Genomic DNA, 26,985 nt, shown 5'->3' with positions numbered 1-26,985 from the left:
CCGGAGGCGTTCAGGCCAGCCGGCGGGCTCCGGCCGCGGGCACCGCGGGATAGATCTCCGGTGCGGCCCAGCCGCGCTCGGCGTAGGCGCCGGTGACCGACGCGCGTACGGCCTCCACCCGGTCGTCGGCGACCAGCGCGATCGCCGACCCGCCGAACCCGCCACCGGTCATCCGTGACCCCCGGGCCCCGCCCCGGATCGCCGACTCCACGGCCACGTCCAGCTCGGCGCAGGAGACCTCGAACTGGTCGCGCAGCGACAGGTGGGAGGCGTTCAGCAGCGCCCCGATCTCGGTCACCTTCCCGGCTCGCAGCAGCCCGATCACGGCCTCCACCCGGTGGTTCTCGGTCACCACGTGCTGGGTGCGCCTGCGCTCGTCGCCGCTGAGCCGCCCGAGGGCGTCCGCCAGGTCGGTGACGTCGCGGAGCGCGTCGACCCCGAGGTGCGCGGCGGCGTTCTCGCAGTCCCGGCGGCGGTCGGCGTACTCCCCGCCGGCGTGCGAGTGGTGCACGCCGGTGTTGACGATGAGCAGCTGCAGGCCCAGGCTCGCCAGGTCGAACGGGATGTTCCTGGTGCCGAGGCTGCGGCAGTCCAGGAACAGCGCCTGCCCCTCCTCGCCGAGGGCCGAGGCCGCCTGGTCCATGATCCCGCACGGCATCCCCACGAAGTCGTTCTCGGCCTTCTGTGAGGCGAGCGCGATCTCCATCTTGGTCATGCCGAGCCCGTACAGCTCGTTCAGCGCCGTGCCGACCGCGACCTCCAGGGCCGCGCTCGACGACAGGCCCGCCCCCTGCGGGACGTCCCCGTCGATCACCACGTCGGCGCCGCCGACCCGGTGCCCGGCCTCGCGGAGCGCCCAGAACACCCCGGCCACGTAGCGGGCCCAGCCCTGGGCCGCGTCCAGCCGCTCCAGCGTCACCGGCTCGTCCGCCGCCTGCAGCGACCGGAGCCGGACCACCCCGTCCTCGCGGGGCGAGACCGCCGCGTTCACCCCCCACGGCACCGCGAACGGCAGCACGAACCCGTCGTTGTAGTCGGTGTGCTCGCCGATCAGATTGACCCGCCCGGGAGCATGCCACACCCCCGCGGGCTCCACGCCGTACGACTCCCGGAAAGCTCCAACAACGCGCATGATCCAACACTCCTCAACAAGGTTCCCCAGTAGGGTAGCGAGTCCCCTGCCCCTCGGGTCCGCCCGCGGCCTCGCCGAAGGTCACATCTTGAACCCGGCCCGCCGGGCGGCGATGCGAACGGGCCCGACCTTTGGTTGAATGCCGCGTACGGCGTGCGCGAGGGGCGGTAGCTCAGCCGGTTAGAGCAGGGGACTCATAATCCCTGGGTCGCGGGTTCGAGTCCCGCCCGCCCTACCTCTCGTGAGCAGGAAAAGTGTTTCCGGCCTGCTCTTATGCGTCCCTGTTGATAGCTCGTGGATGTGCTCGGCCTCGATCAGCGCGGTGACGCGGCCGGCCCGGTCTTCTCGCCGAAGACCTCTTCGATGAGCCTCTGGGTCGCCTTCTGGAAGGGCTCGCCCAGGGTCATCTCGACGTCCTCGACGTAGTTCAGCGAGGCGGTCAGGGTCGTGGCGCCGTCGGGGGTGCTGTACATCAGTGCCGCGTGGCCGGCCATGCCGCCGTTGTGGGAGATGACGGTGCCGCCCGGTGTGGTCAGCACGAACACTCCCAGGCCGTAGTCCATGCCGGGGGCGCCGGTCGGATAAGGGGTGCACATCTGGGTCAGCAGCGGGGCCGGCAGGAGCTTTCCGCTCACCAGGGCGGAGATGAACGTGTGCAGGTCCCGGGTGGTCGAGATCATGTCACCGCCGCTGGAGATCCAGGAGGGGTTCTGGCGGGTGACGTCGACCGTCCTGTGCTCGCCGTCCTCGGCGTAGCGGTAGTAGCCGTGGGCGTGCGGCCGGGGGAGGTCGGTCTCGGTGGTCGGCACCACGGTGCCCGACAGTCCCAGCGGATCCAGGATCAGCCGCCGCATCTCCTGGGCGACCGAGCGGCCGGTGACCTTCTCGATCAGCAGCCTGGCCAGCACGTAGTTGGTGTTGGAATAGCTCCACCCCGTTCCCGGCTCGAAGCGTGCCGGCTTGGACAGCGCCAGCCGTACCAGCTCCTCGGGCAGGTAGGTCTTGAACCGGTTGTCGACCCATTCCTGGCCCGCGGTCGTGGCGGGGATCCCTGGGACGTAACTTCCGTCGTCGTAGTACTCGCCGGTGAAGTTGAAGATCCCGCTGGTGTGCTGCAGCAGCATCCGCACGGTGATGCGCCGGTCCAGCCCGAACTCGGGCAGGTGGTCGTCGACCGGGTCGTCCAGCTCGATGACGCCCTCGGCCACCAGCTGCAGCACCAGGGTCGCGGTGAAGGTCTTGGTGTTGCTGCCGATCCGGACGTACCCGTCGATCGGCGGCTCGTCGGTTCCGCCCAGCTCGGCCGTGCCGGCGCTGCCGGCCCAGGCGCCGTGCTCGTCGTGTACGCGCATCGTCATCCCGGTGAAACCGGACTCGACGATCTCCTCGATGACCTTTCGCAGCTGCGGGCGGTCCTGGTCGGTGAGGGGGAGGGACATGGTGGTGTGCTCCTTGTGAAGTGGTGCGGGATCGGGGTGGTCACGCCTGGGAGGTGTCCCTGGCACGGGCTGCGCTACAGGCTGCGGGCGGTGATGTCGCCGTGGGAGGTGGTGGCGTGGATGGTCAGGTCGGCGCCGTCGGCACTGCCGGTGCCGCCGGTGCCGGTGTTGGTGAGGGCGTTGTGGATGCGGCCGTAGGTGGTGCCGGCGTCGAGGGTGGCGGAGGCCCCGCGGGTGGCGCCGATGTGGATGTCGCCGGAGTCGGTGCGCAGGGTGAGGGTGCCGCGGGTGGCCTCGGTGATGTGCAGGTCGCCCTTGTGGGTGCTGATCTGGGCGGGGCCGTTCAGGCGGCCGACGGTGAGGTCGCCGGACTGCAGGGTGAGGCGGGCGGCGGTGGTCTCGTCGAGTTTGGCCGAGCCGTGGGCGCTGTCGAAGGTGACCTCGCCGAGTCGTCCGACGCCTCGCAGTTCGGCGCTGGCGGCCGTGGCCTTGATGTGGGAGCCGGCGGGCAGCTGGACGGTGACCTCGACGGCTCCGGAGGCGCCGAGGAGCTGGTTCTTGGCCTGCGGTGCGGTGATGTGCAGGACGCCGTCGTTGTAGGTGATCTCGGTCTGCTGGGCCGCCTTGACGTCGCGGTTCTTGGTGGTGTTGGCGGGCCGGACCTCGACGGCGGTGTCGGTGCGGTCGGCGGCGATGAGGTGGATGCGGCCGGCGGGGATGTCCAGGACGGCGGTCACGGGGGTGGGGGTGTCGAACTTCTGCATGGTGCCGTCCTTCGGTTCGTTGTTTCTGATGAGGGAAACACTACGTTGCATTTCTGGATAAGGCAACGTGTAAGTTGCGTATGAGGCGCAAATATGCAGGTCAAGCTCGTTTAAATGTTGCAATGGTCTTGATTGTAATGCAATGATCCCCATCGGGCTCGTTGCAATGGAATAAGAATGAACGCTATGGTGAGGACACCGCGCACCATGAGGAGGGGCCGCGGTGCCGGGAGGCGGGCTCACCCGTCGAACCGTCGGCGGATCGCGCTGGGACCGGCCGACGGTCTGGTCCGCGCGGAGGTCGCCGGAGGTCTCGACCGTCCGGCCTCGACGAACACGCGTGAGGCGATGCGCGACGGCGGCCCTGCCGCCTGAGCGCCGTAGGACGCGGATCGATCCCGTGATGACGGCGGAAACCTGAAAATGCCCCCGGCCCGGAGGCCGAGGGCATTTCTCGGAGGTGCCGCTCCCGCTGCGGGGTGGCGACGCGAACCGCGCCGGCACCGCGGGCCGGTTCCATGCGGGACGAGCAGGGCTCGTCGGTGGTGCGGAGGGTTGCCGTGCGGTCGTCCTCGGCGGCGTGGAGCGCGGCGTGCCGTATCCCTTCGACCGCACCGGCGACGCCCCGGTGGATCCGGTGGCGTACCGAAGGACCGGCGCTCGGCCGAGGTTCGTCTAGGGCTTGCGGGCCAGGCCGCCGTAGTAGGTGTGGTACAGAAGGGTGTTCTTCACGAAGAAGCTCGGCTCGGCGCGCCACTCGGGGAGCGGGACGAGGCCCGGTTCGACCAGCTCGAAGTCGCCGAAGTACCCCGTGATCTCGTCCGGGGTGCGCCAGCGGCCGGTGCCGAGGTTCTCGTTGAAGAGCTTCTCGGCCGCCGCGGCCTGCTGGGACGACGCCGGGTGCGCCTCACCGGGGTTGCAGAAGTGCGAGATGGCCACAAAGCTGCCGGACACCAGCGGGGCGCGCAGCGTGGCCGCCACTCCCGCGGGATCCTCCTGGTCGTGCAGATGGTGCAGGATGCTCAGCATCAGCAGCCCTACCGGCCTGCTGAAGTCGATGAAGTCCTTGACCTGGTCGTTCTCCAGGATCGACCGCGGGTCGCGCGCGTCCGCCTGGATGACCTTCGTGCTGCCGTCGGTGGCGAGCAGCGCCCGCCCGTGGACCAGCACCATGGGGTCGTTGTCCACGTAGACGACCCGGGTCGCCGGATCGACCTCCTGCGCCACCTGGTGCACGTTGCCCTGGGTGGGCAGGCCCGACCCGATGTCGATGAACTGCCTGACCCCCGCCTCGGCCGCCATGTGGTGCACGACCCTCCGCAGGAAGGCCCGGTTCTGCTGCCCGGCCTCCTGGGCTCCCGGGGAGACCTTCATGGCCGCCTCGGCGACCTGACGGTCGACGGCGAAATTGTCCTTCCCGCCCAGGAACCAGTCGTAGACCCGCGCGATGCTGGGTTTCGTCGTGTCGATCTCCGCGGGAAGCTGGCCCCTGTTCGGCATCGCCCCGGTCCCATCCTCGCTGCGCTCGGACACCTCGCCACCTTCGCTCCGATCGGGGTCCCGCTTGATCGCGGGGACTGGGCAGATAATAACCATGAATCCCTTTAACAGCAGATATGTAACGACAAGTTCACGCGCAAGCACCGGGGTCATGAGGTGCTGAAAGCTCTAAGAAAACCGCAAATCACTCAATCAGGTGGCTTTCCCCATGCGCGTCATCAGTCTCGGCACGATCGAGGCCATGGCGTCGCGACGGTACGGTGTGCCGGTGGGAGACATCTACGAACTCGTGCTGACCGTGGACGTCCGCGCCGACGTCACCGACGACGAGCTCGCCGAGCTGCGGTGGCACGTGGGGCAGGGGCCGCGACCTGAGCGGCTGCCGATCGGCACCGGCAGGTACGTGGAGACCTACCCGCTCGGTGACCCCGGCGACCCCGACTGCGAGTGGGAGGACGCGGAGCCGGCACCCGTGTTCGCCCAGCGCGGCGCCGCCCGCAGGGTGGGAGGCGCGCTCGTGGCCGAGCTGGTCGCGCGGGAGCACGCCGACGGCTGGGCGCTGACGGTACGCCAGGAACTCCACCCCGACGACTTCTACCGGTTGCGGGCGCTGCTGCACTGGCTCGGCCGGCGCTCGGCAGGCGCACATGCCGCCGGTGTCGAGTTCTTCGCCGGTCATCTGCGCTTCCACGAGAGCACCGAGATCGCACCACTCGTCCTCTCGGACGGACGGATTCGTGTGCCGGAGGACGTCGAATCGCATACCCCGCACTGGGAGGACCCCGAGGTGTGACCGGGCCGGCCCAAGATACGCACGAACCACCCTGAACGGGCGAATCAGGCCAAGCGGATCAAAGGCGCGAAAGACATTCAACGGGCTGGAGTCCCGTGTCAGCTCCACAACAGCTGCACGATGGCGGCGGTGCCGACCACCACGATGAGAACACGCAGCACCGTGGAACCGAGACGTCGGCCCACCCTGGCCCCGATCGGGCCGCCCAGGGCGGAACCGGCCGCGATGAGCACGACGGCCGTCCAGTCGAAGTCCGCGGAGAAGAGGAAGAAGAGCGCGGCGACGCCGTTCACGACGATGACGAGCACGTTCTTGGCGGCATTGAGGCGTTGCAGGGTCTCGTCGAGGAGCACGCCCATCAGGGCCACGTAGATGATCCCCTGGGCCGCGGAGAAGTAGCCGCCGTAGACGCTGGCGAGCGTCACCCCGGTGAGGAGCAGGGGGCCACCGTCGGGATCTGCGGAGGCGCCGGTACGTTCGCGACGTCGCCGCGTGTTCTCGCTGATCCAGGGCTGGAGGACGACCAGGACGAGGGCGAGGCCCACCAGGGCCGGCACGATCCTCTCGAACGCCGTGGCCGGCAGGGCCAGCAGGAGCGTGGCGCCCGTGAGGCCGCCGATCAGGGCGCCGACGCTCATCCTCAGAAGGCGCCGGCCCTGGCCACGGAGCTCTCTGCGGTAACCGACGACCCCGCCGATGGAGCCGGGGATCACACCGAGAGTGTTGGAGACCGCGGCGGTGACGGGCGGCATGCCGGTGGCGAGCAGAACCGGAAAGGTGATCAACGACCCGGAGCCGACGACCGCGTTGACGATACCGGCGCCGATGCCCGCCGCGAAGACGGCGACCATCTCCCACGGCGTCACGCCACCTCGTCTCCCGCGGAGCCGGTGCCCGCGCCAGATCGGATGCTACGTGGGAGCCGTGCTCCACGCCGTACCGCCCCGGGTGGCTCCGGAACCGGCGATCCGATCGCCGGTGGGACGGAGGTGACGGCTGCTGCGGCCAGGGCGGGCGATTCTCCCCGATGGCCGGTGTTCGAGGGGTTTCTCACGCGGTCGACGCTAAACCGGAAATGCTTCGGTGGTCGGCGAAGTGTCCATGGGGTGTCAGTCTGTACGGGGGATGGGGCCGAAGGCTTCGCTGCCGCTTCTCGCCACGATCGCGAAGGATCTCTCGTGAACAAGGACACCCTCGACCCCGCCTGGATCGAAGCCCGGCTTCGTGACGCCCGCTGGCAGACCAGCAGCCTCAGCAGCGGCGGCACCAACTGCGTTCAGGTCGCCTTCCTGGACGGCGGCCTCGTGGCGCTGCGCGACTCCAAGAACCCGCAGAGGCCGCCGCACCTGTTCACCGACGCCGAGTACGACGCCTTCGTCGGAGGCATCGAGCGCGGCGAACTCCGCCGGGATTGAGCGCACCCGGCCTTCTCCCCGGTGAGCGCTCGACGGTTCGGTCCAGGTCGTCGGGCGGTTCGTCGTGAACGAGGAACACGCGTCCCGTGTGGCCCGGAAGCGGTCCGGGCCACACAGGACGCGACGGGGTCAGAGCGGACGGCGGCGCGGGAGCATGTCGTCGTCGGGGAGAGGCGCGGTGCGCGCGGCCGGCGGGGGAGTGGTGACCTCGGCCCAGCGCCGCAGGGTCGCGGTCGCGGCCTCGCGGTCGGCCTCGGGCAGCGCGGCGATGTTCGCCCCGTGGTTGGCGCCCGGCGCGACGTACAGGTGGGAGTCGTTCCGGCTGGGGGTGAACCGTTCCGCGCCCCACGGGTCGTTCTCGCCGTAGACGAACATCATCCTGCTGGAACGCCCGCGGACCCAGTGGTCCACGTCCAGCATCGGCAGGGGGTTGTGCGCTGTGCGCAGCTCGGCGGGGAGCACCGAGTTGGGCTGGTACAGGCCGCGGTAGCGGGTCAGGCCGCGCAGGTGGTCGAACCTCAGCTCGGGCCAGCCGAGTTGCTCGGCCGCCTGGCGGTAGTACGGGAGGTAGTACTCCAGGCCCTGGTCGGTGTAGAACGAGAAACCGGCGACGGAGTCGATCCAGTCGTAGATCTCCTCGTCGGTGGCCGTGGCCGGTGGCACGTCCGGGCAGTCGTCGACGCCGAGGTACTGCCAGAACGCCCACACCGTGTCGAGCACCGTCATCTCGAACGAGCGGTCGGCCGTGCCCAGCGTCCGGGTGAAGGTCTGGTCGTTCTGCGCGGCCTCCGCCTCCAGGCGGGGCACCAGCCGGTCGCGGCGCTTGAGCGCCTCCTTCTGCACGTTCTCCAGCGCGCTGCGGCAGGCCGCGTCGCCGACGGTCGCGAAGAACCTGTCGTACGCCCCGTCGAGGGGGTTGATCCGGTCGTTCGGCGCGACGTAGGCCACCACGCCGTCCACGTCGTCCGGGTAGAAGCGCCGGTGGTAGACCGAGGTCATGCCGCCCTTGCTCGCGCCGGTCTGGATCCACTTACCGGAGTAGATCGTCCTGAGCGCCTGGACGATGCGGTGCTCGTCGGTGGCCTCCTGCCAGATGTCGAGCTTGCGCCAGTCCACGGGCTCCGGCCGGGACGAGCGGAAGAAGCGGTGCTCGACCGAGACCTGGTTGCCCTCGAGCAGCCGGGTCGGCTCGGTCCGGGAGGCCGTCGGGTTCACGGCCAGGCCGTACCCGCCGGTGTAGAGCACCGTCGGCGCGTCCTCGGCGCGGTGCAGCAGGGTGAGCCGCTGCTGGTACGTCCCCCGGCCGGGACGCAGGTGGTCCACCGGCTGGGTGAAGGTGAGGACGAAGAACCGGTGGCCGCTCGCCTGGGTCTCGGAGACCACGGTCAGGCCGGGGACGGCCCGGAGCCTGGCCGCCAGGTCGTCGTCCACCACGGGGGAGGCCGACGCGGCCGACACGGTGGCCGGGGACGTGAGGGACAGCGCGGCCGCCGGGGTGGGCGGCGCGAGGGAACCGGCGGTGAGCAGCGAGAGGACGAGGGCGGGAAGTGCCCGGGTTCGCACGGTCGTGTCTCCTGGGGGTGGGGGAGGAGGCCGGGGACCACGTGGCCGGCGGGGGAGGGGTGTCCTCTCCGCGCGACCGTCGGGAAACAGGCGCTATGAGATTGTCCCGCCTACATTCGCTGGATTTCTGAGGATGTTCAAGAGGATCGGATCATGTGGAGGGCCGTTCCCGTGGGCCTTCCGGGCGGGAGCGAGGCCGTGACATGTGGAGGGCCGTTCCTGCGGGCCTTCCGGGCGGGAGCGAGGCCGTGAGGGGGTCGTGTTCCCGGTGCTTCCGTTGAAAGGTCGTCTCCGGTGCTCCCGGCCGGAAGGGGCGTGAAAGGTCGTTCCCGGTGCTTCCCGGCAGGGAGCGGGACCGCGGGCGCGCGTGTCCGTGCGAAGGGCGACGGTGAGAACCCGCCGGTCCTGCGGCGAGCCCGCAGACGCGCGCGGATCCGTCCTGTAGCGTCCGGAGAGGGACGCTCGTCGCGGTGAAAGACGTCCGTGCGCCGCCCCGGTGTTCCGGGGGAGGACGTCGCAGCTGGGGATCGGGAGAGACGCATGCCGCTTCCGCAGGACGGTCACGTGCACAGCCAGTGGTCCTGGGACGCGCTCGCCGGTTCCATGGAGGGCACCTGCGAGCGGGCGGTCGAGATCGGGCTGTCCTCCCTGGCGTTCACCGAGCACGCCGACTTCACCCCCTGGACCCTGCGCGAGGACACCGAGATCCCGGACGCCTGGCGGGTACTGGTCACCGACGGGGTGCTCACGCCTCCCGAGCTCGACCTCGACGGCTACCTGGAGTGCCTGCAGCGCTGCCGCGACCGCTTCCCGGACCTGCGCATCCTGTCGGGTGTCGAGCTGAGCGAGCCGCACCGGCACGGCCACCGGTTCGACCGGGTGCTGCGGGCGGGGAGGTTCGACCGGGTCCTCGGCTCGGTGCACTCCATAACGGCCGGCGCCGGGTTCGACGAGGTCTCCGGTCTCTACCGGGACCGGCCACCCGCCACGGTCGTGCGCGACTACCTGGCCGAGGCCGTGCGGCTGGTCGAGGGGTACGACGACTTCGAGGTGCTCGCGCACATCGACTATCCGATCCGGTACTGGCCGGCCGGGGCCGAGCCCTACGACCCGGCCGCGTTCGAGGAGGAGTACCGCGCCGTCCTTCGGGTCCTCGCGGGCTCGGGCAGGGCACTGGAGGTGAACACCCAGGTGCCCCTGCACCCGCAGATCGTGCGGTGGTGGCACCGGGAGGGCGGCCAGACCGTCGCCTTCGCCAGCGACGCCCACGAGCCCGCACTGCTGGCCCGGGGTCTCGCCGAGGCGAGCGCGATGGTCGAGGCCTGCGGGTTCCGGCCGGGAGCGCACCCGGACGACTTCTGGAGACGGGCCTGACGCTCCTTCCGGCTGCTTGCAGGACCGGTCCGGCCCGCTCCTCACGCGTCATGCCGACGTGGTCGGCCACCCCTCGGCGGCCGCGAACCCGGTGAACCGGACGGCGTTGCGCACGGCCGCGCCACCGGGGTCGTTGTTGAAGTACACGTACACGTCGCACCGGTCGTCCCACGTCTCGCCCAGGCGGCGCAGCCAGGAGCGGAGCGCGTCGTCACCGTACGAGGGCCAGGGGTTGGCGCGGCCCTCGTGGAACCGCAGGTAGCCCCAGTCGGCGGTCCGCCACAGCGGCGTCTGCGGGCGGCCGAGCCGGTCCGCCCAGCACAGGGCCGCGCCGTGCGCCGCGAGCGTCTCGCGGACCGGGTCGCTCCACCAGGACTCGTGCCGCGGCTCGACCGCGATCCGCACGTGCGCGGGGAAGCAGCCCAGGCACGCGTCGAGCAGCCCGGCGTCGGCGCGCAGCGTCGGCGGGAGCTGCAGCAGGACCGGCCCCAGCCCGTCCCCGAGGCCACCGGCCGCCGCCATCAGGCGCTCGACCGGCTCCTGCGGGTCCTTCAGCCGTTTGATGTGGGTGAGGAAGCGGCTCGCCTTGACCGCCATGACGAACGTCCGCGGGGTGCGTTCCCTCCAGTTCTCGAAGGTCTCGCGCGCCGGGAGGCGGTAGAAGCTGTTGTTGTTCTCGACGGTGCCGAAGGTCTCGGCGTACCGCTCCAGCCAGAGCCGCTGGGGCACGCCGGACGGGTAGAACTCCCCGCGCCAGTCGGCGTACTGCCAGCCGGACGTTCCCACCAGCATCATCGGAGTTCGGCCCCCGCCTCCCGCTGCTCGGCTTCCGGTTCCCCGTCTTCCCGGCCCGCGGTCCCGCGCGGGCCACGATCCGCTCCCCGTACGAGCCTTCTCCTTCCCGGTGTGCCCGGTGGCATGCCGCCGGGCGTGCGGCACTCCTCCTCCGTGATCGGTTCACCGGCCCTCCCTGTCCGGTTACTCATGAAGTGTCATAAATCCTCGCTGTCCATTGACATTGGGAAAGCGCTTTCCTACGGTGTGTCTAACCGTCGTCGAGAGCGTTCGTGAGCGACGCGCACCCACCGGGGGAGATCCCGGACGCAGGTCCCGCAGGCCTGCCGGACCAGCGAGGAGTTCGGTTGTGAGAATGAGATTCGGCGCCAGGGCCGCCGTGGTGACCGCGGTGGCCGCGGTCACCGCCTCCGGATGGGCGGTCGCCGGCGCGGCCGCCGCGGCCCCGGCCGCCGGGGCGTACACCGTCGTCAACGCGGGCAGCGGTCTGTGCCTGGGCGTTCCCGGAGCGGCCGGCTCCGACGGCGTGCAGCTGGCGCAGGAGGGGTGCGACGGCGGCACCGACCAGACCTGGAACCTGACGGCGGCCGGGGCCGGGTTCCTGCTCAAGGCCGCGCACAGCGGGAAGTGCGCCGGTGTCCAGGGCGCGAGCACCTCCGCGGGCAAGGCCGTGCAGCAGGAGGGATGCTCGGGCGCGACCTCGCAGACCTGGAACCTGACCGCCTCGGGGCCGGCCTACCGGGTGGCCAACGCCAACGGCGGCAAGTGCCTCAACACCAAGGACAACTCCACCGCCTCCGGCGCGCTGATCCAGCAGAACTCCTGCGACTCGGCCGCCACCAAGCAGTGGCGTCTGGTCCCGGCGGGCGGCGGCAACCCCGACCCGACCCCCACCCCGACGGTCACCCCGACCCCCACGGTCACCCCGACGGTGACGCCCTCCCCGACGCCGACGGTGACCGCTCCCCCCGGTAACGCGAGCGGCCTGGTCGGTTTCGCGACCCTCACCAAGTACGGCCGCAGCGGTACCAACGGCGGTGCCGGCGGGCAGACGGTGACCGTCTCCACCTACGCGCAGCTGGCGGCGGCCGTCGCCGACGACACCCCCCGGATCGTCCGCGTCTCGGGCACGATCACCGGTGGCGGCGCCGACATGCTGGACGTCGGGTCGAACAAGACCGTCATCGGCGTCGGGTCGAACGCGACGATCAGCGGGTTCGGTCTCGACGTCAACGGGTGGGGCCCGGACGAGGTCGCCTGGGGCGGTGACCTGTGCGACCCCGCGGAGAGGGACAGGTTCACCCACGTCCAGAACGTGATCATCCGTAACCTGACCTTCCGGAACTCCCCGGACGACTCGATCAACGTGCAGTGCTACTCCCACCACGTGTGGATCGACCACAACACCTTCCACCCGGCCGGTGACGGGTCGGTGGACATCAAGCGCGGCTCGGACCTGGCGACGGTCTCCTACAACCGCTACGTCGGCACCGACAAGTCCATGCTTCTCGGGCACAGCGACGGCAACGGCGCGCAGGACAGCGGTTACCTGAACGCCACCTACCACCACAACTGGTTCGACGGGTCGAACACCCGTCACCCGCGGGTCCGGTTCGGGTACGCCCACCTGTTCGCCAACTACGTGGAGGTCGACGACTACTTCATCGGCCTGGGCGTGGGCGGCAGGATCTACGCCGAGAGCAACCACGTGAAGAGCGCGAAGACCATCACGCAGGACTTCGGCGACGCCAAGCTGACCTGGACGAGCAGTAACTTCTACGACATCGCCACGATCCGCCGGGCGCAGAGCAGCGGCAGCACCATGAGCGACTGGCTGCGCGCCGACGGCAGCGTCACGCGTCCCTCGTACGCCTACTCGGCCGGTTCGGCCTCGGCCACCCCGCCTGCCGCCGGTGCCGGTGTCGGCGGCGCGGACACGATCCCGCAGTAGCCTTCCCACCCTTGTCCGGGCGTGCGGTGCCCGGACACCACCCTCGCCCCGGCCCCGTCCGGACTCGTCTCCTCCCCCCGACGAGCCTGGACGGGGCCGAGGTCGTCCCGGGGACGGTACGGGGGGTGCCGTCCCGGATCGCGGTCCCGCCGGATCTCCTCCGGGAGGGGGCGGGGGTTCCGGGCCACGGTCCGGTAGAGGGTGTTCTGCCGACAGAGTTCGGGGCAGGCCGAAAATCACGTGCGGGCACGGCGGGCACATGGCCATCATGGAGGACGTGAACGTGCGCATCGATGATCCTCATCGGCTCGGAGAGAGCCGGCTTCCCGACGGGCGGACGCTGGGCTGGGCGGAGTGGGGGCCGCCGGACGGCGTCCCGGTGCTGCTCTGCCCGGGAGCGGCCACGAGCCGGTGGCTCGGGTTCGGCGCGGACGCCGTCGACGCGCTCGGCGTTCGCCTGATCTCGGTGGACCGGCCGGGCCTCGGCGCCTCCACACCCGCTCCCGGCCGGACGTTCTCCGGATTCGCCGACGACATCCGGCACCTCGCCGGACTGCGCGGGCTGGGATCCCCCGTGATGGTCGGCAACTCCCAGGGCGCGCCGTTCGCGCTCGCGTGCGCGGTGGAGGGGATCGTCCCGGCGCTGGCCGTCGTGTCCGGCGCGGACGAGATCGCCGCGCCCGAGCGGGCCGGGGAACTGCCCGCGCAGCTGCGCGAGCTCGTCGCCACGACCGTCCGCGACCCGGACGGCGCGGAGAGGATCTTCGCCGGTCTCGGCCCGGCCGCGATGTGGGACATGGTCACCGCGGGAAGCCCGCCCTGCGACCTGGCGGTGTACACCACCCCCGCCTTCGAGGCCGCCTACCGGCGTGCCCTGGACGAGGGATTCGGCCAGGGACCGGCCGGTTACGCCCGCGACACCGTCCTGGCCATGGGACGATGGCCGTTCGACCTCGGGAGGATCACCGTTCCGGTCGACGTCTGGTACGGCGAGCAGGACACCGGCCACTCGCCCGACCGGGGGGCCACGCTCACCGCCCGGATCCCGGGCGCAGTCCGGCATCTCGTGCCGGACATCGGCGGCGCGGTGCTGTGGACCCACGCCGAGCCGATCCTGCGCGCCCTCCTGCGGAACGCGGGCGTGACGCGGTAGATCCGCGCGGGACGTGACCGCCACGCCGCGGACCCCGCGGTACGGAGGAGCGCGGGTGGGCCGTCGTACGGTGGCCTTTCATCCGGGTGTCCTTCATCCGGACATGAGAAAGTCGTCGCCCGGCCGATGAGCCGGCCCGGCCGGTGACGTTTCACATGCATGACACTTCTTCAGGATCTGGACATGACGCAGGAGGGGTCGGCGTTCGCCGAGCGGGCCGGGCGATACCGCCGCGAGCTGCACGTGCACTGCTACCGGATGCTGGGCTCGTTCACCGACGCCGAGGACCTGGTGCAGGAGACGCTCCTGCGCGCCTGGCACCACCGCGATGGCTTCGACGGCGGCCCCGATCTGCGCGCCTGGCTGTACCGGATCGCGACCAACGCCTGCCTGGACGCGATCCGCCGTGACGCGCGACGGGCCGGGCTGCTGCGCTCGTTCGCGGACGTGCCGTGGCTGCAGCCGTACCCCGACCGGCTGCTCGACGAGATCGCGCCCGCCGAGTCCGAGCCGGACGCCGTCGTGGTCGCGAGGCAGACGATCGAGCTGACGTTCCTGGCGGTCATCCAGCTGCTCCCGGCCCAGCAGCGGGCGGTGCTCGTCCTGCGGGAGGTGCTGGGCTGGTCGGCGCGGGAGACCGCGCAGACGCTCGGGACCAGCGTGACCGCGGTCAACAGCGCTCTGCAGCGGGCGCGCGGCACGCTGCGCGGGCACTCTCCGGACCGGCCGGCCGGTGAGCCGAGCCCGTGGGAGCGGACGCTGCTGACCCGCTACGTCGACGCGCACGCCCGGTGCGACACCGAGGCGCTTGCCGCGCTCGTCCACGACGACCTGCGCGTCACGATGCCACCCCACCCGCTGTGCCACGAGGGCCCTGAGGCGCTGGCGCCGTTGTTCGAGCGCGCCTTCGGCCCGGGGCGCGCGGGCGAGTGGAGGCTGCTGCCCACCATGGCCAACCGGCATCCGGCCGCCGCCTGCTACCTGCGCCGGCCCGGCGACACCGTGTACCGGGCGGCCAAGCTGGACGTGCTGCGGGTCCGGGGTGACGCGATCGCCGAGTTCACCACCTTCGGCGCCGGCCTGTTCCCCGCCTTCGGCCTGCCCGCCACGTTGCCCGGGGACACGCCCGCTCCACCGACCGGGGAGACGCCCGCCACCCCGATCGGGAAGACGTCCGCCCGGCTCACCGGGGAGACGTCGTGAACGAGGTCCTGTTCCTGCCGGCGTCCGAGGCCGCGGGCATGATCCGGCGCCGGGAGATCTCCTCGGCCGAGCTGACCGAGGCGCTGTTCGCCCGGATCGACGCGGTCGGCCCCGCGCTGAACGCGGTCGTGGAGCTCCGGCGTGAGGAGGCGCTCCGGGACGCGGCCGCGGCGGACCGGGCGCTGGCGCGCGGCCGGGAGACCGGGCCGCTGCACGGCGTCCCGATGACGATCAAGGACGCCTTCGACGTCGCGGGATCGCACACCACCTGGGGCGATCCCGCCTCCGCGGGCTTCACGGCCGCCTCGGACGCCACCGTCGTCAGGCGGCTGCGCGGGGCCGGCGCGATCATCGCGGGCAAGACCAACGTGGCGTTCATGCTGGGCGACTTCGCGCAGACGGCCAACGAGCTGTACGGCGTGACGAACAACCCGTGGGACACCGCGCGCACCCCGGGCGGCTCCGGTGGCGGGTCGGCCGCCGCGCTCGCCGCGGGCCTGACGTTCCTGGAGTACGGGACCGACCTGGTGGGGTCCATCCGCATCCCGGCCGCCTTCTGCGGGGTGTACGGGCTCAGGCCGAGCACCGGGATCGTCCCGCTGGGCGGGTTCTCGCCGCCGGGCGTCCCGCCGGGTCCCGACGAGGCGGCGTACATGACCTCGGCGGGGCCGCTCGCCAGGTCGGCCGGTGACCTCAGGACGGCGCTGGGCGTCACCGCGGGCCCCGACGGGCAGGCCGCCAGGGCCTGCTCCTGGACGTTGCCGCCCTCCCGCCACACCCGGACGGCCGGCTTCCGCGTCGGTTTCGTCCTCGACCACCCGCGGGCACCGGTCTCCGCCGAGGTCGCGGGACCGCTCTCGGATCTCGTGGACGCCCTCGCCCGTACCGGGGCGACCCTCGTGGAGGGCTGGCCGGACGGGGTGGACCCGGTCCGGGAGGCCGAGTCGTTCGGCTTCCACGTCGGGCTCTTCCTCGCCTCCCAGGGGCCCGGCGGGGAGTTCGCGCCGTTCCCGGCGATCGTCGAGCAGCAGAACCGGCGGACGGCCGCCCGCGCCGCCTGGAACGCCCACTTCGGCGACGTCGACGTGTTCCTGTGCCCGGTCACCTTCACGCCCGCCTTCCCGCACGACCCGCGTCCCTTCGAACAAAGGGTGATCGTGACGCCCGAGGGGGAGCGGCCGTACGGGGACCTGCCGTTCTGGATCTCCCACGCCTCCCTGCCGGGGCTGCCCGCGGTGGCCGCGCCGATCGGGTGCACCCCGGGCGGGCTCCCGGTCGGGGTCCAGGTCATCGGCCCGCTCCACGAGGACGACACCGCGATCACCTTCGCCGAGCTCCTCGCGGACGTGACCGGCGGCCCGGGACGTCCTCCGATCTGAGGACGGCTCCCGCGCCCGCTCGGAAACGGCCCGGCCCGGCTACCTTGGGAGAGGTGGAAGAGAACCGGGCCCGGAGGGTCGTCGACGCGTTGCGCGACCGTGGCATCAACGCCCAGCTGGCCAGGGGCGGTCATCACATGGGGGTCCGGGTGCTGCTGCCGGGCGGCCGGGAGGCCGACTGGGACACCGACGGCACGGCCGGTCTCGAGGCCCAGGTGATGCGGAACGGGATGCTGGTCGGCTTCGTGCCGGTGATCGAGGGGTCCGAGGACTACGACGAGGAACAGATCGTCGACGCCATCGCGCGGACCGACTACGACCAGCCCATCGCCCGGCAGCGCGCGACCGCGCCACCCCCGGCCGAACCGCTTCCCCGGGTGGGCGGGGTCTTCCGCCGGTTCCTGGACGGCTTCCGCTACCGCTGACCGGTTCCCCGCTGCCGACCGGGTGCGCGCCCCCACCCCGCGCCCCGCCTCGGCCCCCTCCCGGTCCCACCTCACCAGGACGGGTGGGCGTCGTCCCGGCCGTCCCGCGCCGCGTCCAGGGCGTACTCGGGCGACAGCACGCCCATCTGGGCGATCTTGATGCCGGCCTGGAAGCGGCTGGTGGCGCCCAGCTCGTCCATGATGGCCGACATGTGCCGACGGCAGGTCCTGGCCGCCATGCCGAGCCGGTTGGCGATCACCTCGTCCTTGAGGCCGGACGCCATCATCCGCAGCAGCGAGAGCTTGATGTCCGCGGAGACCTCGTCGTAGCTCACGTCCCTGCCCTCGAACGGCATGGCGCCCGCCCAGACCCGTTCGAAGCCCCGGTAGAGGAAGTCCACCACCACCGGATGAGTGATCATCGCCGCGCCCGAGGGGGCGTCGCCCTGCGGGTCCGCGGGGATGAAGGCGATCTGCCGGTCGAAGATGAACATGCGCTCCAGGCTTTCGGAGGTGGTGCGGACCAGCCCCCCGTGCTCGACGGTCCGGGCGACGTAGGAGCGCATGCCCAGGCTGGCGCGGGTGGTGTGCTGGAACAGCATCCGCCGGGTGATGCCGCGCTTGAACATCGACGCCTCGGTGGAGACGGCGTCGGCCCGGCGGCCCTCGCGCTTCCAGCCGCCGGGCCGCATGACGACCACCTCCCGGGTGCACCGCAGGCTCGCCGCGTCGATCTCCCGCTGGACCTCGGCGGGATCGGACACCAGGTACACGCCCTCGGTGCCCTGGGGACGGGCGGCGGCCCGCGCCAGGTCCTCGGAGATGCGCTGGATCCGGCGGGTGTTGACGTCGATCGCCTGTTCCCGCCGCCTGATCTCGTCGGCCAGCGGTTCGTTCAGCACGGTGAGCGCCAGGTCGGGATGGACCGGGATCAGCGTCCCCTCCGTGTCCTTCTCCATCAGCAGCTTGAGGTCCAGCAGGTTCTCGCAGGCCTCGGCCGCCTCCGCCGGGCCCATGCCCAGCTCGGACGCCACCGTCCCGGCGTTGATGTGACCGCACATGATCGCGTACCTGTACACGGCGACGGCGGTGTCCATGAGTTCCGGCGGAGCCGCCGGAATGTCCGTACGCATATTGGATCGTTCACCTCCACGGCACTCGAACGTCACGGCACGGGGCTGCAGACCAGCCGGAACTGGGACGCGGTCTTCACGATGGCCTTCTCCACGTCGTCGGTGCACGCCCCGCGGAACCGGAACCGCGCCCCGACGTGCTCGTAACCGCCCACCCGGGGCACCAGGCGTCCCACCGGCGGCACGACCCGCGCGTACGGGCCCTCCTGCGGGTCGATCCGCAGCTCGGCCGAGACCACCCGGCAAGGAGCCGGTACGGGGGTCGGCACCAGCAGCCAGCCACCGGTCTCCCAGGTGGCCGGCACCCGTAGCGAGGGGGTACGGCCGAGCTGGACGTCGGCGGCGGCGGCCATCAGGTCGATGCCGTGGACCTCCCGCCACAGGAAGGGGATCTCGGCGCCGCCGACCCGGTACCCCGCCTCCAGGAAGGTGATGCGCGGCAGGCCGTCGCCCCCGGACCCCACGAACACCTCCAGGTGGAACACCCACGGCCGGTCGCTCAGGGCGCCGGCCACGGCGGCGGTGAAGTCGCCCAGCGGGCCCAGCAGGTCCGGGTCGTCGACCTCCACGGAGCCGAGCACCTCGCCGACGGTGAAGTCCACGCAGGTGTTCAGGTACCGCGACGCCCGCCAGGGACCCAGCTCCGTACCGGTCCACAGGCCGTCGACGTGGTAGACCGGGTCGGGACAGAAACGCTGCACCAGCCGCGGTTCCGGCGGCAGGTCACCGAGCGCGGACACCTCCCCGGCGGAGTCGAGCCGCAGCACGCCCCTGCTGGCGGTGCCGCGCCGTGGCTTGACCACCACGGGCCAGCCGTGCGCGTCCGCGAAGTCCAGCACGGCCTCCGAGCCGGGCGCGTCGGCGAAGGCGGGGACCGCGAGACCGGCCGCCGAGACCGTCCGGACCATCGTCAGCTTGTCGCGGAACCGGGCCAGCCGGTCCGGCCGCTGCCCCGGGTACCCGAGGTGGGCGCGGAGCCGGGCGGCCGTGTCGAGGTCGCCCTCGTTGAGCGCGAGCACCCGGGCCGGGGGGCCGAAGCGCGCGGTCAGCGTCTCGGCGGCCGCGCGCACCGCCCCCAGGTCGTCGGTGGCCGGGACCGTCACGATCTCCGCGGCGGTCTCCGGTACGGACGCCCTGCCCAGCTCGGTGGTCACGTAGCTGACCCGGTGGGCGTGGTGGTCGATGTAGTGCTCGTACAGCGCGTGCCGGTCGCGCCAGCGGTGGATCACCAGGATGTGGTCCGTCATGGCCGTTCCGCGGAGATCCAGTAGGTGCGGGCGCGCCGGTTCCAGCGGCGGCGCAGGGGATCGCGCGTCACCCGGGCCAGCAGGCCGGCCGGGGTGATCACCAGGTAGTAGGCGGAGAGAAGTGCCACCTTGCGCATCGGGGATGCGTTCCTTTCTCGGACGTACGGGGAGGCGGGCACGTACGGGCACGGGGGCACACCGGGCACGCGCACCCGAGGGCACGCGGGTACGCGCACCCGCGGGCACGGCGGCCGCGAGGGTCACCGGCACGTGGCCGCGGGCGGGAGGGGCGGGTGCCCGGGTCAGTCCAGCGGGATGGCCTCGCGCCAGTCGTTCTCCTCGCGCCACTCCGGCTGGGCCGTCTTGTCCAGCAGGAAGCCGCCCATGGCCAGCAGGTCGATGTTGGTGCGCATGAAGCAGGCGTACGCCTCGCGCGGGGAGTTCACGATCGGCTCGCCGCGGACGTTGAACGAGGTGTTCACCAGCACCGGGCAGCCGGTCTCCTCCTTGAAGGCGGCCAGCAGCCGGTGGTAGGCGGGGTTGTTGTGCTCGGTGACGGTCTGCACCCGCGCGGACGAGTCGACGTGGGTGACCGCGGGGATGGTGGACCGCTGCACGCGGAGCAGGTCCAGCCCGGTCACGCCGCCGGTGTCGGCGGCCTCGATCCGCTGCGCCGCCGAGACCCCCGCCACCACGAGCATGTACGGGCTGTCCTGCTTGAGGTCGAAGTAGTCCTTGGCGTCGGAGGCGAGCACCGACGGCGCGAACGGCCGGAACGACTCCCTGAACTTGATCTTGAGGTTCATCTCCGACTGCATCCCGGTGTCCCGCGGGTCCCCGAGGATGGAACGGGCTCCCAGCGCGCGGGGCCCGAACTCCATCCGTCCCTGGAACCATCCGGCGATCCTGCCCCTGGCCAGCTCGGCGGCGACCCGGCGGGCCAGCTCGTCCGGCTCCAGCCGCGTGTAGGGGATGCCCTCGGCGTCCAGGTAGGCGCCGATCTCCTCGTCGTCGTAGGCGGGCCCGAGGAGCGACCCCGACATCCCGTCCCGCCCGGTGCCCAGGTGCGCGCGGGCCGCGCCCCGCTCGGAGGCGACGACGAGGGCGGCGCCCAGGGCGCCTCCGGCGTCACCGGCGGCGGGCTGGATCCACACCTCGTCGAAGACCTCCTCCTGGATCACCTTGCCGTTGGCCACGCAGTTCAGCGCCACCCCTCCGGCCAGGCAGAGCCGGGACTCGCCGGTCACCCGCCGGGCCGTACGGGCCAGGGCGAGCACGACCTCCTCGGTGACCTGCTGCACCGAGGCGGCCAGGTCGAACTCGCGCTCGGTGAGGGGGCCTTCGGGCAGCCGGCGCGGCCCGTCGAAGAGCCGCTCGAACCCGCGGCCGGTCATCACCTGCCCGCGCAGGTACTCGAAGTAGCGCATGTCCAGCCGGAACGAGCCGTCCGGCTTCAGGTCGATCAGCCTCTCCCTGATCAGGTGGGCGTAGCGGGGCCGGCCGTAGGGGGCCAGGCCCATCAGCTTGTACTCGCCCGAGTCCACCTTGAAACCGCAGAAGTAGGTGAACGCCGAGTACAGCAGCCCCAGCGAGTGGGGGAAGCGCAGCTCCGCGAGCTGCCGCAGCCGGTTCCCCCGCCCGTGCCAGAGCGTGGTCGTCGCCCACTCGCCGACCCCGTCGATGCAGAGCACCGCGGCGCTCTCGTACGGGCTGGGCAGGAAGGCGGACGCGGCGTGGGACTCGTGGTGGCGGCGGATCACGATCCGCGGCACCCTTCCGGCGTCCAGCTCGGCGAGCCTGCGCCGCAGGGTCGTGGCGACGTCCAGCTTCCAGGAGAGCCACTCGGGAAGGGTGGCGCTGAACGAGGCGAAGCCCCGCGGAGCCGCCCCCAGGAAGGTCGACACCACCCGCCGGAACTTCAACTTCGGGTCTTCGTAGTAGGCGACCGCGGACACGTCGCCCAGGTCCGCCCCCGCCTCGCGCAGGCAGTACTCCACCGCCCGGGACGGGAAGGCGGAGTCGTGGCGGCGGCGGGTGAAGCGTTCCTCCTGCGCCGCCGCGACGGGGACCCCGTCGGCGACCAGCGCGGCCGCGCTGTCGTGATAGTAGGCCGAGATGCCCAGGACCAGGTCTGACACGGGCGTGCTCCTTCAGGGGGCTGCGGAGGGGTGCTGCGGAGGGGGGCTCAACGGGAGTCGCGGGGCGCTCGTGCCCGGCGTGCGGCCTGGCGGGCCCAGAACCCCCTCGGCGGGTTGAGTGACCGGTAGCCGGCCCGGACCCGTCCCCAGGCCCGCGCCTGGGCGCCGGTTCCCCGGGAGGAGGGCAGCGCCGCCATGTAGGTGTCGACCGCGTCCGCGGCCCACGCGGAGTGACCGCTGGCGACGTTGTCGATGGTGTTGTGGATGTCGACGAACCGGGTGCTGAACCCGTGCTTCCTGAGGGCGATGCGGGCGCGCCGGTAGGTGCCGCCGACCCCGGACAGCTCCATGGCCAGGTTCAGCCCCAGCACCTCGGGCATGAACGTCTGCGGGAACCGGCCGATGCTGAGCCAGTACACCGGCAGCTCGAACGAGCTCTCCCGCAGGCCCGGCCAGCGCGCGAACTCGGGCGTCCCGGTGGGCGGCAGCTCGATGCCCATCTCCGCGAGGACCTGGCGGTAGATCAGCGGATGGTTCAGTTTCACCTCGCCGTTCCCCAGCTCGTCCCAGTAGGTCTCGAAGAGGGAGTGGCCGATCTCGGAGGAGGCGTGCTCGTAGTCGGTGAACCCCTGCAGCCAGCTCCCGTCGATCAGGGTCAGCGGCGCCAGCTGGAGGGTGGAGTCGATCAGCTCCTCGCGCGACGGCACCGGTACGTCGGCGTTCTCCTCGAACTCGCGCCCGTGCCGGTCGTGCTGCTCGGCCAGCCAGGGCCGCAGCCCCTCCGGGCTCCACCGCTCCGGGAGCTGCAGCTCGCCGTTGTCGATCCCGTGCCGGGACCGGGCGAGCCAGCGGTGCACGTACGTCAGCGCGAAGCGGCGCAGGGCCGGGGTGTCGGTCCTGCGCTGCAGCAGGTGGTAGGCCTCCCGCAGTCCCGACGGGGTACGTCCCTGCTCCGGCGGGGCGGCCTGCAGCGACGGCAGCACCAGCGGGTCCGGGCCGGGAACGGCCGGGGGCGGCACGGCCGCCGGCCCGTCCCCACCGGCGGGGAGCGCGTCGATCCAGCGGCGGATCACCGACAGGTCCTCGGGGCCGAAGACCCGGAACATCGGCCCGCGCTCACCGACCAGGCCGTTGACCAGCGAGCTGGCCGACGAGCGCCCGGGTTTCACCAGGCGGCTCCCGGCCAGCGCCTCCAGCAGCGGCCCGGGGTCGGTCCGGCTCTGCTTCAGCCACTCCGACAGCGACCGGCCCTGCAGCGTGAAGTCGTGGTGGTAGACCGAGCCCTCGCGGGACCTGATCCTCAGCAGCTCGGCCATCTCGTACGCGGGGTCGAGGGAGGCGTCGAGCTCGGCGTGCAGGTCGTCGCTCCAGCGTCGCAGCGCGGCCAGGGCCCAGCCGAAACCCAGCGCCACCCGCTCCGCGTCACCCCCGGCGGGGCGGGACACGTCCCCCCTTCCGCCGGGCGCCGCGTCGAGAAGCGCCTCCACCGCGACGCGGCTCTGCTCGGCCCCGGAGCGCCATCCGGCCTGCCGGACGGTGCCCGGATCGATCGCGGTCCAGTCCGTGGCCGCCGGATGCGCCTGCCTGACCAGGGTGAGCGCGGGCGGCAGCCCGGCGGAGCGCAGGCACAGGTCGGCGCCGAGGATCTCCGGCCGGAAGTCGTCCGGGCGGCGGCTCATGCCGAGCAGCAGGGCCGGCAGGTAGAAGGCCCCGTCGGCGATCCGCCGCTCCAGCGCGAGCCGGGTCCGCGGGACGGCGTTCTCCGACAGCAGCAGGTGACGCAGCAGGACGAGATAGGCGCTGCCCCGGGAGGCGCGGGGATGACCGACGCCCACGTCGGAGGCGTACAGGGTGAGGATGTCGAGCACCACGGCGTCGTCGGCGTTCCCCGGGGAGCTCAGCCACTGCAGCCACGCCCCGGACGCCAGGCCGAGCGGGGCGCAGCCGAGCGCCGCCCGGCGGACCAGGACGTCGCCGGCGCCGGGCGGGCCGGAGGAGGCGCGCTCCATCAGGGACCGGTAGCGCTCCCTGTCCTGCCCGGCCCAGGTCGCGGCCTGCTCCACGAGATCGTCCAGCCGTGGCGTGCCGTCGTGCGGGCCGGCGAGCCGCCGCAGTTCGGCGCGGATCTCCTGGACGAACCCGCCCGCCGGGAACGAGCCCTCCGGATCGCCGGCCTTCGCGTACAGCGTCCTGGAGGTGGATTCCGTCCCGCCCCGGGGTTGCGCCTCCGGGGGAGATGTGTGTGACGTACGACGTCGCACCTTCCTGCCCTTCCTTCGTGTCTCAGGGACCCGTCCCCGGCGAGCCGGGGGATCGCACGGGCTCGTCAGAACATGGGGTAGATGGACGCGTCGTCCTTCTTCTTTTTCTTGGGCCTGCGGCCGAAAAGCCTGGACAGCACCCTTCGCACGAACGACATGACGGCACACGTTCCTTTCGGGGGTTCGGTTCGGTTCGGGACGGGCCTTCGGGACCTGCGAGCCCTCGGGCCGCGGGGGGGAGGCCGGGTCAGGTCGGGCCCGGTCGAGCCAGGCCTGGTCGGGTCGGGTCAGGTCAGGCCGAGGGAGTCGGCCAGGATCCGGGAGACGATGTCGTGCCCCTCGTCGGTGAAGTGGGCCCGGTCCACGAAGAGCCAGTCCTGCTCCCGCACGGCCTCGGAGAGCACCGGGTTGATGTCGAAGAAGTCGATCTTCTTCTTCTCGCAGGCGTCGCGGAGCGCCTCGGCGTAGGCGCGGCCGGCCTCCTTGGTGGCGATGTCGCCGTAGAGCGACCAGAAGTTGGACTTCTCGTCCAGCTCGCCGAACAGCAGCCTCTCCTGCGGGGCGTGCTCCTCCCTGACCCAGGTGGCGAGCGGCTGCATCACGAAGGAGAGCCGCGCCCCGGTCTGCCCGGCCAGCAGGCGCCAGCCTTCGAGGTGGCGGACGGTGAGGTCCGCCGCGTAGGAGATGCGGTCCGCCAGCGGCGGCACCGGCGCCTCCTCGGGCGGGGCGGCCCTGCGCTCGGCACGCCGGCCGAAGACCACGGGCGCCTTGCGATGCCGGGCGCGCAGCTCCTCCATCTGCTCGAAGTACTCGCCGCAGCTGAAGAAGCCGCCGTGGTCCCCCCGCTGCCACTCGGGCAGCCGGGCGAGCGCCAGGTTGTTGAGCCCGGAGAAGACGACGATCTCCTCGATCTCCGGGAGCAGGTGACGGTAGAGCAGGAAGAGCGACAGCTCCTGCGTCGAGTTGTAGCTCCGTCCGGCGAAGTTCAGCCAGGGCACCGACGGCGCGTACTCGGTCCACAGCCGGGACGGGATCGTGGCGGCGTCGGTCGTGGAACCGATGCCGAACGCGGTGGAACTGCCTGCGAACAACCGCACCGGGCCGCGCGGCAGGTCACCGCCGGCGGAGGCGCGGGCACCGGCGCCGTGGGAGATCCGGAAGCCGAGCGCGTCGGTGTTGATCACCTCGGAGCGGTAGCCGACCCGGTGGAAGTACATCAGGTAGGGAAGCCACCGGGTCTCCGAGCGGTGGTCGAAGTCGTCGTACCGCAGCATTTGAGGCGTGAGGGCAGCGCGCTGCGACTTCACAGGTGATTCCTCCTTGGTCGTGGCCGTCGGCCGCCCGCGCCGATGGCGGGCGGCCCGAGGCCGCGATGACGAAAAGGTCTTCGTGCCGGTGCCCTGGCGTATTCGGGCATGGCAAAAGTCAAAGCTGGTGCGTCATCGAACGCTGATATCCACTGAGGGAGGTTTGTCTTGAGCGGCGTCCTCGTCGCAGCCGACCTGTCACCCCGATTTTTCCCGTGTCCTGCGCAAGGGCAGGGGGAATTGGCTCAACCACGACAAAGGTAGCAAGGCGCCCGTGCGCTATCAAGCTCTTGATTGACATATATCCATGTGATAACAGCGGTTATCCGTTTTAGCGGTCCGCATTTGTTAACGGAGGATGTACTCGAATATCACGATGGGTGACCCCGTGTATTCGAGGTCGTTTTCCATGCCGACGGGGAGGCGTGTCCGGGCCGGCCGCGTGATCCGCTGACCGATTCTCCGGTGCGTCCGGCCTGGCCACGGCCCTGGCTCCGGTGTGATCACCATAGGGAGAGGGTGCCGCCGTGGTGTGGTCATCGCACCAGGACAGAGCGGTGTTCGGATGTCGTGACCGGCGCTGGAGCCGGGCGCTCGCGGTCGGTGAACAATCAAGACCGCCAAAAACACAATAAAAGACCGATATCAATGAAAAGGTACGTTGAATCGGACACGAATGGGCGCGCGCACCATCGCCCCCTTCTTTTTCGTCCGCATCCCACGGCTTACGGGACCCATGAAAAACGGCCCGCCGGTGATGGCGGGCCGTAAACAGTGAAATGACACCGTGCGGAGGGCGTCGAACCGGCGGCGGCGTGTGCCGATCCGTCACCCGACGGAAAAGAATACGAGTCGACGTGGAATTCTCACGAAGAGCTTCCGGGCGGTCACACCATTTTGTTCTGCCGATTCATCCGCCGTGTCCTCCTTCATGAGGAGGGCTCAGGAATCGTTCTCGGAGGAGGGGAAGAGCGGGCCGCGGTGCACCTTGTGCTGGGCCGCCTGCGCGAGCGGCCGCACGACCAGCTGGTCGATGTTGACGTGGGGCGGCAGGCCGATCGTCCACGCGATGCACTCGGCGACGTCCTCGGCGACGAGCGGCCGGTCCACGCCGGAGTAGATCGCAGCGGCCTTGCCGGCGTCGCCACGGAAGCGGTTGAGGGCGAACTCCTCGGTGTGCACCATGCCCGGCGCGACCTCCACCACCCGGATCGGCTCACCCGCCAGCTCCAGCCGCAGCGTCTGCACCAGCGCGTGCTCGGCGTGCTTGGCCGCGCTGTAGGCGCCGCCGCCCTCGTAGTTCACGTAGGCCGCGGTCGAGGTCAGGGTGACGATCGTGGCGGTGCCCGCGGCACGCAGCAGGGGCAGCAGCGCCTGGGTGACGTGGAGCGTGCCGAGCACGTTGATCTCGAAACTACGGGCCCAGTCGGCGGGGTCGCCCGTGCCGACGGACTCCGAGCCGATCGCCCCACCGGCGTTGTTGACCAGCACGTCACACCTGTCCAGCGCCGCGGCGAGAGCGGCGACGGACTCGGGGTCGGTGACGTCGAGGTGAAGCGCGCGCCCGCCGATCTCGTCGGCGAGCTCCCGCAGCCGGTCCAGGCGGCGAGCCGCCAGCACCACGTCGTATCCGTCCTTCGCAAGCCGTCTGGCCGTCGCCGCGCCGATTCCACTGCTCGCACCGGTCACAACCACGGTTCCGGTCATCAAATGCTCCCATCGGCCGGCGATTCACGAGAAACGAACACTGGGCAGAAGCAACAACGTATCAAGCCCCGAGAATCACGGAACCGCCGTTTCATCTGCTGGACGGACGCCCGCCCGTGCCGGTTCCCCCTGGATCGCCCGGGGGCGGAGATCGGCCCTCTGCCTCCGCGCGTGTTCCTGGAGCGACCTCACATCGTGGTCACTCCATGCCATCGCCTGGATGCCTTGGACGGCTGCGGCCAGGCCCTGGACGGTGGTGATGCAGGGAATCGCGCGCAGGACCGCGGCGGTGCGGATCTCGTAGCC

The 26,985-nt window shown here is 71.4% G+C and carries 23 protein-coding genes and 1 tRNA gene; 9 read left to right on the top strand and 15 right to left on the bottom strand.

Annotated features, from left to right (window positions below):
• Positions 1-10 precede the first annotated feature (10 nt).
• Positions 11-1,132 (bottom strand): galactokinase, encoded by a 1,122-nt coding sequence (gene galK / locus ACZ6RT_RS16585; protein ID WP_470154295.1) that lies wholly within the window; start codon positions 1,130-1,132, stop codon positions 11-13.
• A gap of 161 nt (positions 1,133-1,293) precedes the next feature.
• Here galK and ACZ6RT_RS16580 point away from each other — a divergent pair.
• A tRNA-Ile gene (locus ACZ6RT_RS16580) sits at positions 1,294-1,367 on the top strand.
• A gap of 79 nt (positions 1,368-1,446) precedes the next feature.
• Here the strand turns inward: ACZ6RT_RS16580 and ACZ6RT_RS16575 are convergent.
• The 3 genes from ACZ6RT_RS16575 to ACZ6RT_RS16565 form a co-directional block, all read right to left on the bottom strand.
• Positions 1,447-2,571 carry a serine hydrolase domain-containing protein gene (locus tag ACZ6RT_RS16575; protein WP_470154293.1) on the bottom strand — a complete coding sequence of 375 codons (1,125 nt, stop codon included), beginning with the start codon at positions 2,569-2,571 and terminating at the stop codon, positions 1,447-1,449.
• Positions 2,572-2,645: 74 nt separating this feature from the next.
• Positions 2,646-3,335 carry a DUF4097 family beta strand repeat-containing protein gene (locus ACZ6RT_RS16570; protein WP_470154291.1) on the bottom strand — a complete coding sequence of 230 codons (690 nt, stop codon included), beginning with the start codon at positions 3,333-3,335 and terminating at the stop codon, positions 2,646-2,648.
• A gap of 675 nt (positions 3,336-4,010) precedes the next feature.
• On the bottom strand, positions 4,011-4,868 hold the full coding sequence (locus tag ACZ6RT_RS16565) for an SAM-dependent methyltransferase (RefSeq protein WP_470154290.1): 858 nt from the start codon (positions 4,866-4,868) through the stop codon (positions 4,011-4,013).
• 175 nt (positions 4,869-5,043) lie between these two features.
• Here ACZ6RT_RS16565 and ACZ6RT_RS16560 point away from each other — a divergent pair, with 175 nt between their 5' ends.
• Positions 5,044-5,628 carry a hypothetical protein gene (locus tag ACZ6RT_RS16560; protein ID WP_470154288.1) on the top strand — a complete coding sequence of 195 codons (585 nt, stop codon included), beginning with the start codon at positions 5,044-5,046 and terminating at the stop codon, positions 5,626-5,628.
• Between the two features lie 98 nt (positions 5,629-5,726).
• On the opposite strand, the gene ACZ6RT_RS16555 is transcribed toward ACZ6RT_RS16560, so the two are convergent.
• On the bottom strand, positions 5,727-6,494 hold the full coding sequence (locus ACZ6RT_RS16555; protein WP_470154286.1) for a sulfite exporter TauE/SafE family protein: 768 nt from the start codon (positions 6,492-6,494) through the stop codon (positions 5,727-5,729).
• A 312-nt stretch (positions 6,495-6,806) separates the two neighbouring features.
• Between ACZ6RT_RS16555 and ACZ6RT_RS16550 the strand changes: the two genes are divergently transcribed.
• Positions 6,807-7,043 carry a DUF397 domain-containing protein gene (locus ACZ6RT_RS16550; RefSeq protein WP_470154284.1) on the top strand — a complete coding sequence of 79 codons (237 nt, stop codon included), beginning with the start codon at positions 6,807-6,809 and terminating at the stop codon, positions 7,041-7,043.
• 129 nt (positions 7,044-7,172) lie between these two features.
• Here ACZ6RT_RS16550 and ACZ6RT_RS16545 read toward each other — a convergent pair whose 3' ends face one another.
• A complete protein-coding gene (locus ACZ6RT_RS16545; protein WP_470154283.1) occupies positions 7,173-8,606 on the bottom strand; it encodes a S28 family serine protease in 1,434 nt (477 codons plus the stop codon).
• Positions 8,607-9,146: 540 nt separating this feature from the next.
• Here ACZ6RT_RS16545 and ACZ6RT_RS16540 point away from each other — a divergent pair.
• Positions 9,147-9,980, top strand: coding sequence for a PHP domain-containing protein (locus ACZ6RT_RS16540; protein ID WP_399197255.1), 834 nt, complete (start codon positions 9,147-9,149; stop codon positions 9,978-9,980).
• A gap of 48 nt (positions 9,981-10,028) precedes the next feature.
• On the opposite strand, the gene ACZ6RT_RS16535 is transcribed toward ACZ6RT_RS16540, so the two are convergent.
• Positions 10,029-10,775, bottom strand: coding sequence for a DUF72 domain-containing protein (locus ACZ6RT_RS16535; RefSeq protein ID WP_470154281.1), 747 nt, complete (start codon positions 10,773-10,775; stop codon positions 10,029-10,031).
• Between the two features lie 355 nt (positions 10,776-11,130).
• Here ACZ6RT_RS16535 and ACZ6RT_RS16530 point away from each other — a divergent pair, with 355 nt between their 5' ends.
• The 5 genes from ACZ6RT_RS16530 to ACZ6RT_RS16510 all read left to right on the top strand — a co-directional run bounded on the left by ACZ6RT_RS16530 (position 11,131) and on the right by ACZ6RT_RS16510 (position 16,886).
• A complete protein-coding gene (locus ACZ6RT_RS16530; protein WP_470154632.1) occupies positions 11,131-12,726 on the top strand; it encodes an RICIN domain-containing protein in 1,596 nt (531 codons plus the stop codon).
• Positions 12,727-12,994: 268 nt separating this feature from the next.
• Positions 12,995-13,879, top strand: a complete 885-nt coding sequence (locus ACZ6RT_RS16525; protein WP_470154630.1) for an alpha/beta fold hydrolase — start codon at positions 12,995-12,997, stop codon at positions 13,877-13,879.
• Positions 13,880-14,038: 159 nt separating this feature from the next.
• Positions 14,039-15,082: an RNA polymerase subunit sigma-70 gene (locus tag ACZ6RT_RS16520; protein WP_399197258.1), complete on the top strand. Its 1,044-nt coding sequence runs from the start codon at positions 14,039-14,041 to the stop codon at positions 15,080-15,082.
• Positions 15,079-16,461, top strand: a complete 1,383-nt coding sequence (locus ACZ6RT_RS16515) for an amidase family protein (RefSeq protein ID WP_470154279.1) — start codon at positions 15,079-15,081, stop codon at positions 16,459-16,461. The genes ACZ6RT_RS16520 and ACZ6RT_RS16515 overlap by 4 nt, the downstream gene beginning before the upstream one ends.
• 53 nt (positions 16,462-16,514) lie before the next feature.
• A complete protein-coding gene (locus ACZ6RT_RS16510) occupies positions 16,515-16,886 on the top strand; it encodes a hypothetical protein (protein WP_344898395.1) in 372 nt (123 codons plus the stop codon).
• A 71-nt stretch (positions 16,887-16,957) separates the two neighbouring features.
• Here the strand turns inward: ACZ6RT_RS16510 and ACZ6RT_RS16505 are convergent, their stop codons facing one another.
• The 8 genes from ACZ6RT_RS16505 to ACZ6RT_RS16470 form a co-directional block, all read right to left on the bottom strand.
• Complete coding sequence (locus ACZ6RT_RS16505; protein ID WP_399197260.1) at positions 16,958-18,019, bottom strand: helix-turn-helix transcriptional regulator; 1,062 nt, start codon at positions 18,017-18,019, stop codon at positions 16,958-16,960.
• A 32-nt stretch (positions 18,020-18,051) separates the two neighbouring features.
• A complete protein-coding gene (locus ACZ6RT_RS16500; RefSeq protein ID WP_470154276.1) occupies positions 18,052-19,266 on the bottom strand; it encodes an ATP-grasp domain-containing protein in 1,215 nt (404 codons plus the stop codon).
• On the bottom strand, positions 19,263-19,403 hold the full coding sequence (locus ACZ6RT_RS16495) for a hypothetical protein (protein WP_399197262.1): 141 nt from the start codon (positions 19,401-19,403) through the stop codon (positions 19,263-19,265). Before ACZ6RT_RS16495 ends, ACZ6RT_RS16500 begins: the two co-directional genes overlap by 4 nt.
• A gap of 165 nt (positions 19,404-19,568) precedes the next feature.
• Positions 19,569-21,404 carry a carbamoyltransferase family protein gene (locus ACZ6RT_RS16490; protein ID WP_470154274.1) on the bottom strand — a complete coding sequence of 612 codons (1,836 nt, stop codon included), beginning with the start codon at positions 21,402-21,404 and terminating at the stop codon, positions 19,569-19,571.
• A 47-nt stretch (positions 21,405-21,451) separates the two neighbouring features.
• Positions 21,452-23,665 (bottom strand): iron-containing redox enzyme family protein, encoded by a 2,214-nt coding sequence (locus ACZ6RT_RS16485; RefSeq protein WP_470154273.1) that lies wholly within the window; start codon positions 23,663-23,665, stop codon positions 21,452-21,454.
• A 287-nt stretch (positions 23,666-23,952) separates the two neighbouring features.
• Positions 23,953-24,972, bottom strand: coding sequence for an SGNH/GDSL hydrolase family protein (locus tag ACZ6RT_RS16480; protein ID WP_399197265.1), 1,020 nt, complete (start codon positions 24,970-24,972; stop codon positions 23,953-23,955).
• Positions 24,973-25,914: 942 nt separating this feature from the next.
• Positions 25,915-26,679: an SDR family oxidoreductase gene (locus tag ACZ6RT_RS16475; RefSeq protein WP_399197266.1), complete on the bottom strand. Its 765-nt coding sequence runs from the start codon at positions 26,677-26,679 to the stop codon at positions 25,915-25,917.
• Between the two features lie 75 nt (positions 26,680-26,754).
• Positions 26,755-26,985 (bottom strand): hypothetical protein (locus ACZ6RT_RS16470; RefSeq protein WP_470154271.1); only part of this gene is annotated, 231 nt, incomplete at its 5' end.

It is taken from the genome of Streptosporangium sp. NPDC050148 (genome assembly GCF_055586505.1).
Note: the sequence above shows the minus strand (reverse complement) of the source record. Positions and strands in the feature narration are given on the sequence as shown.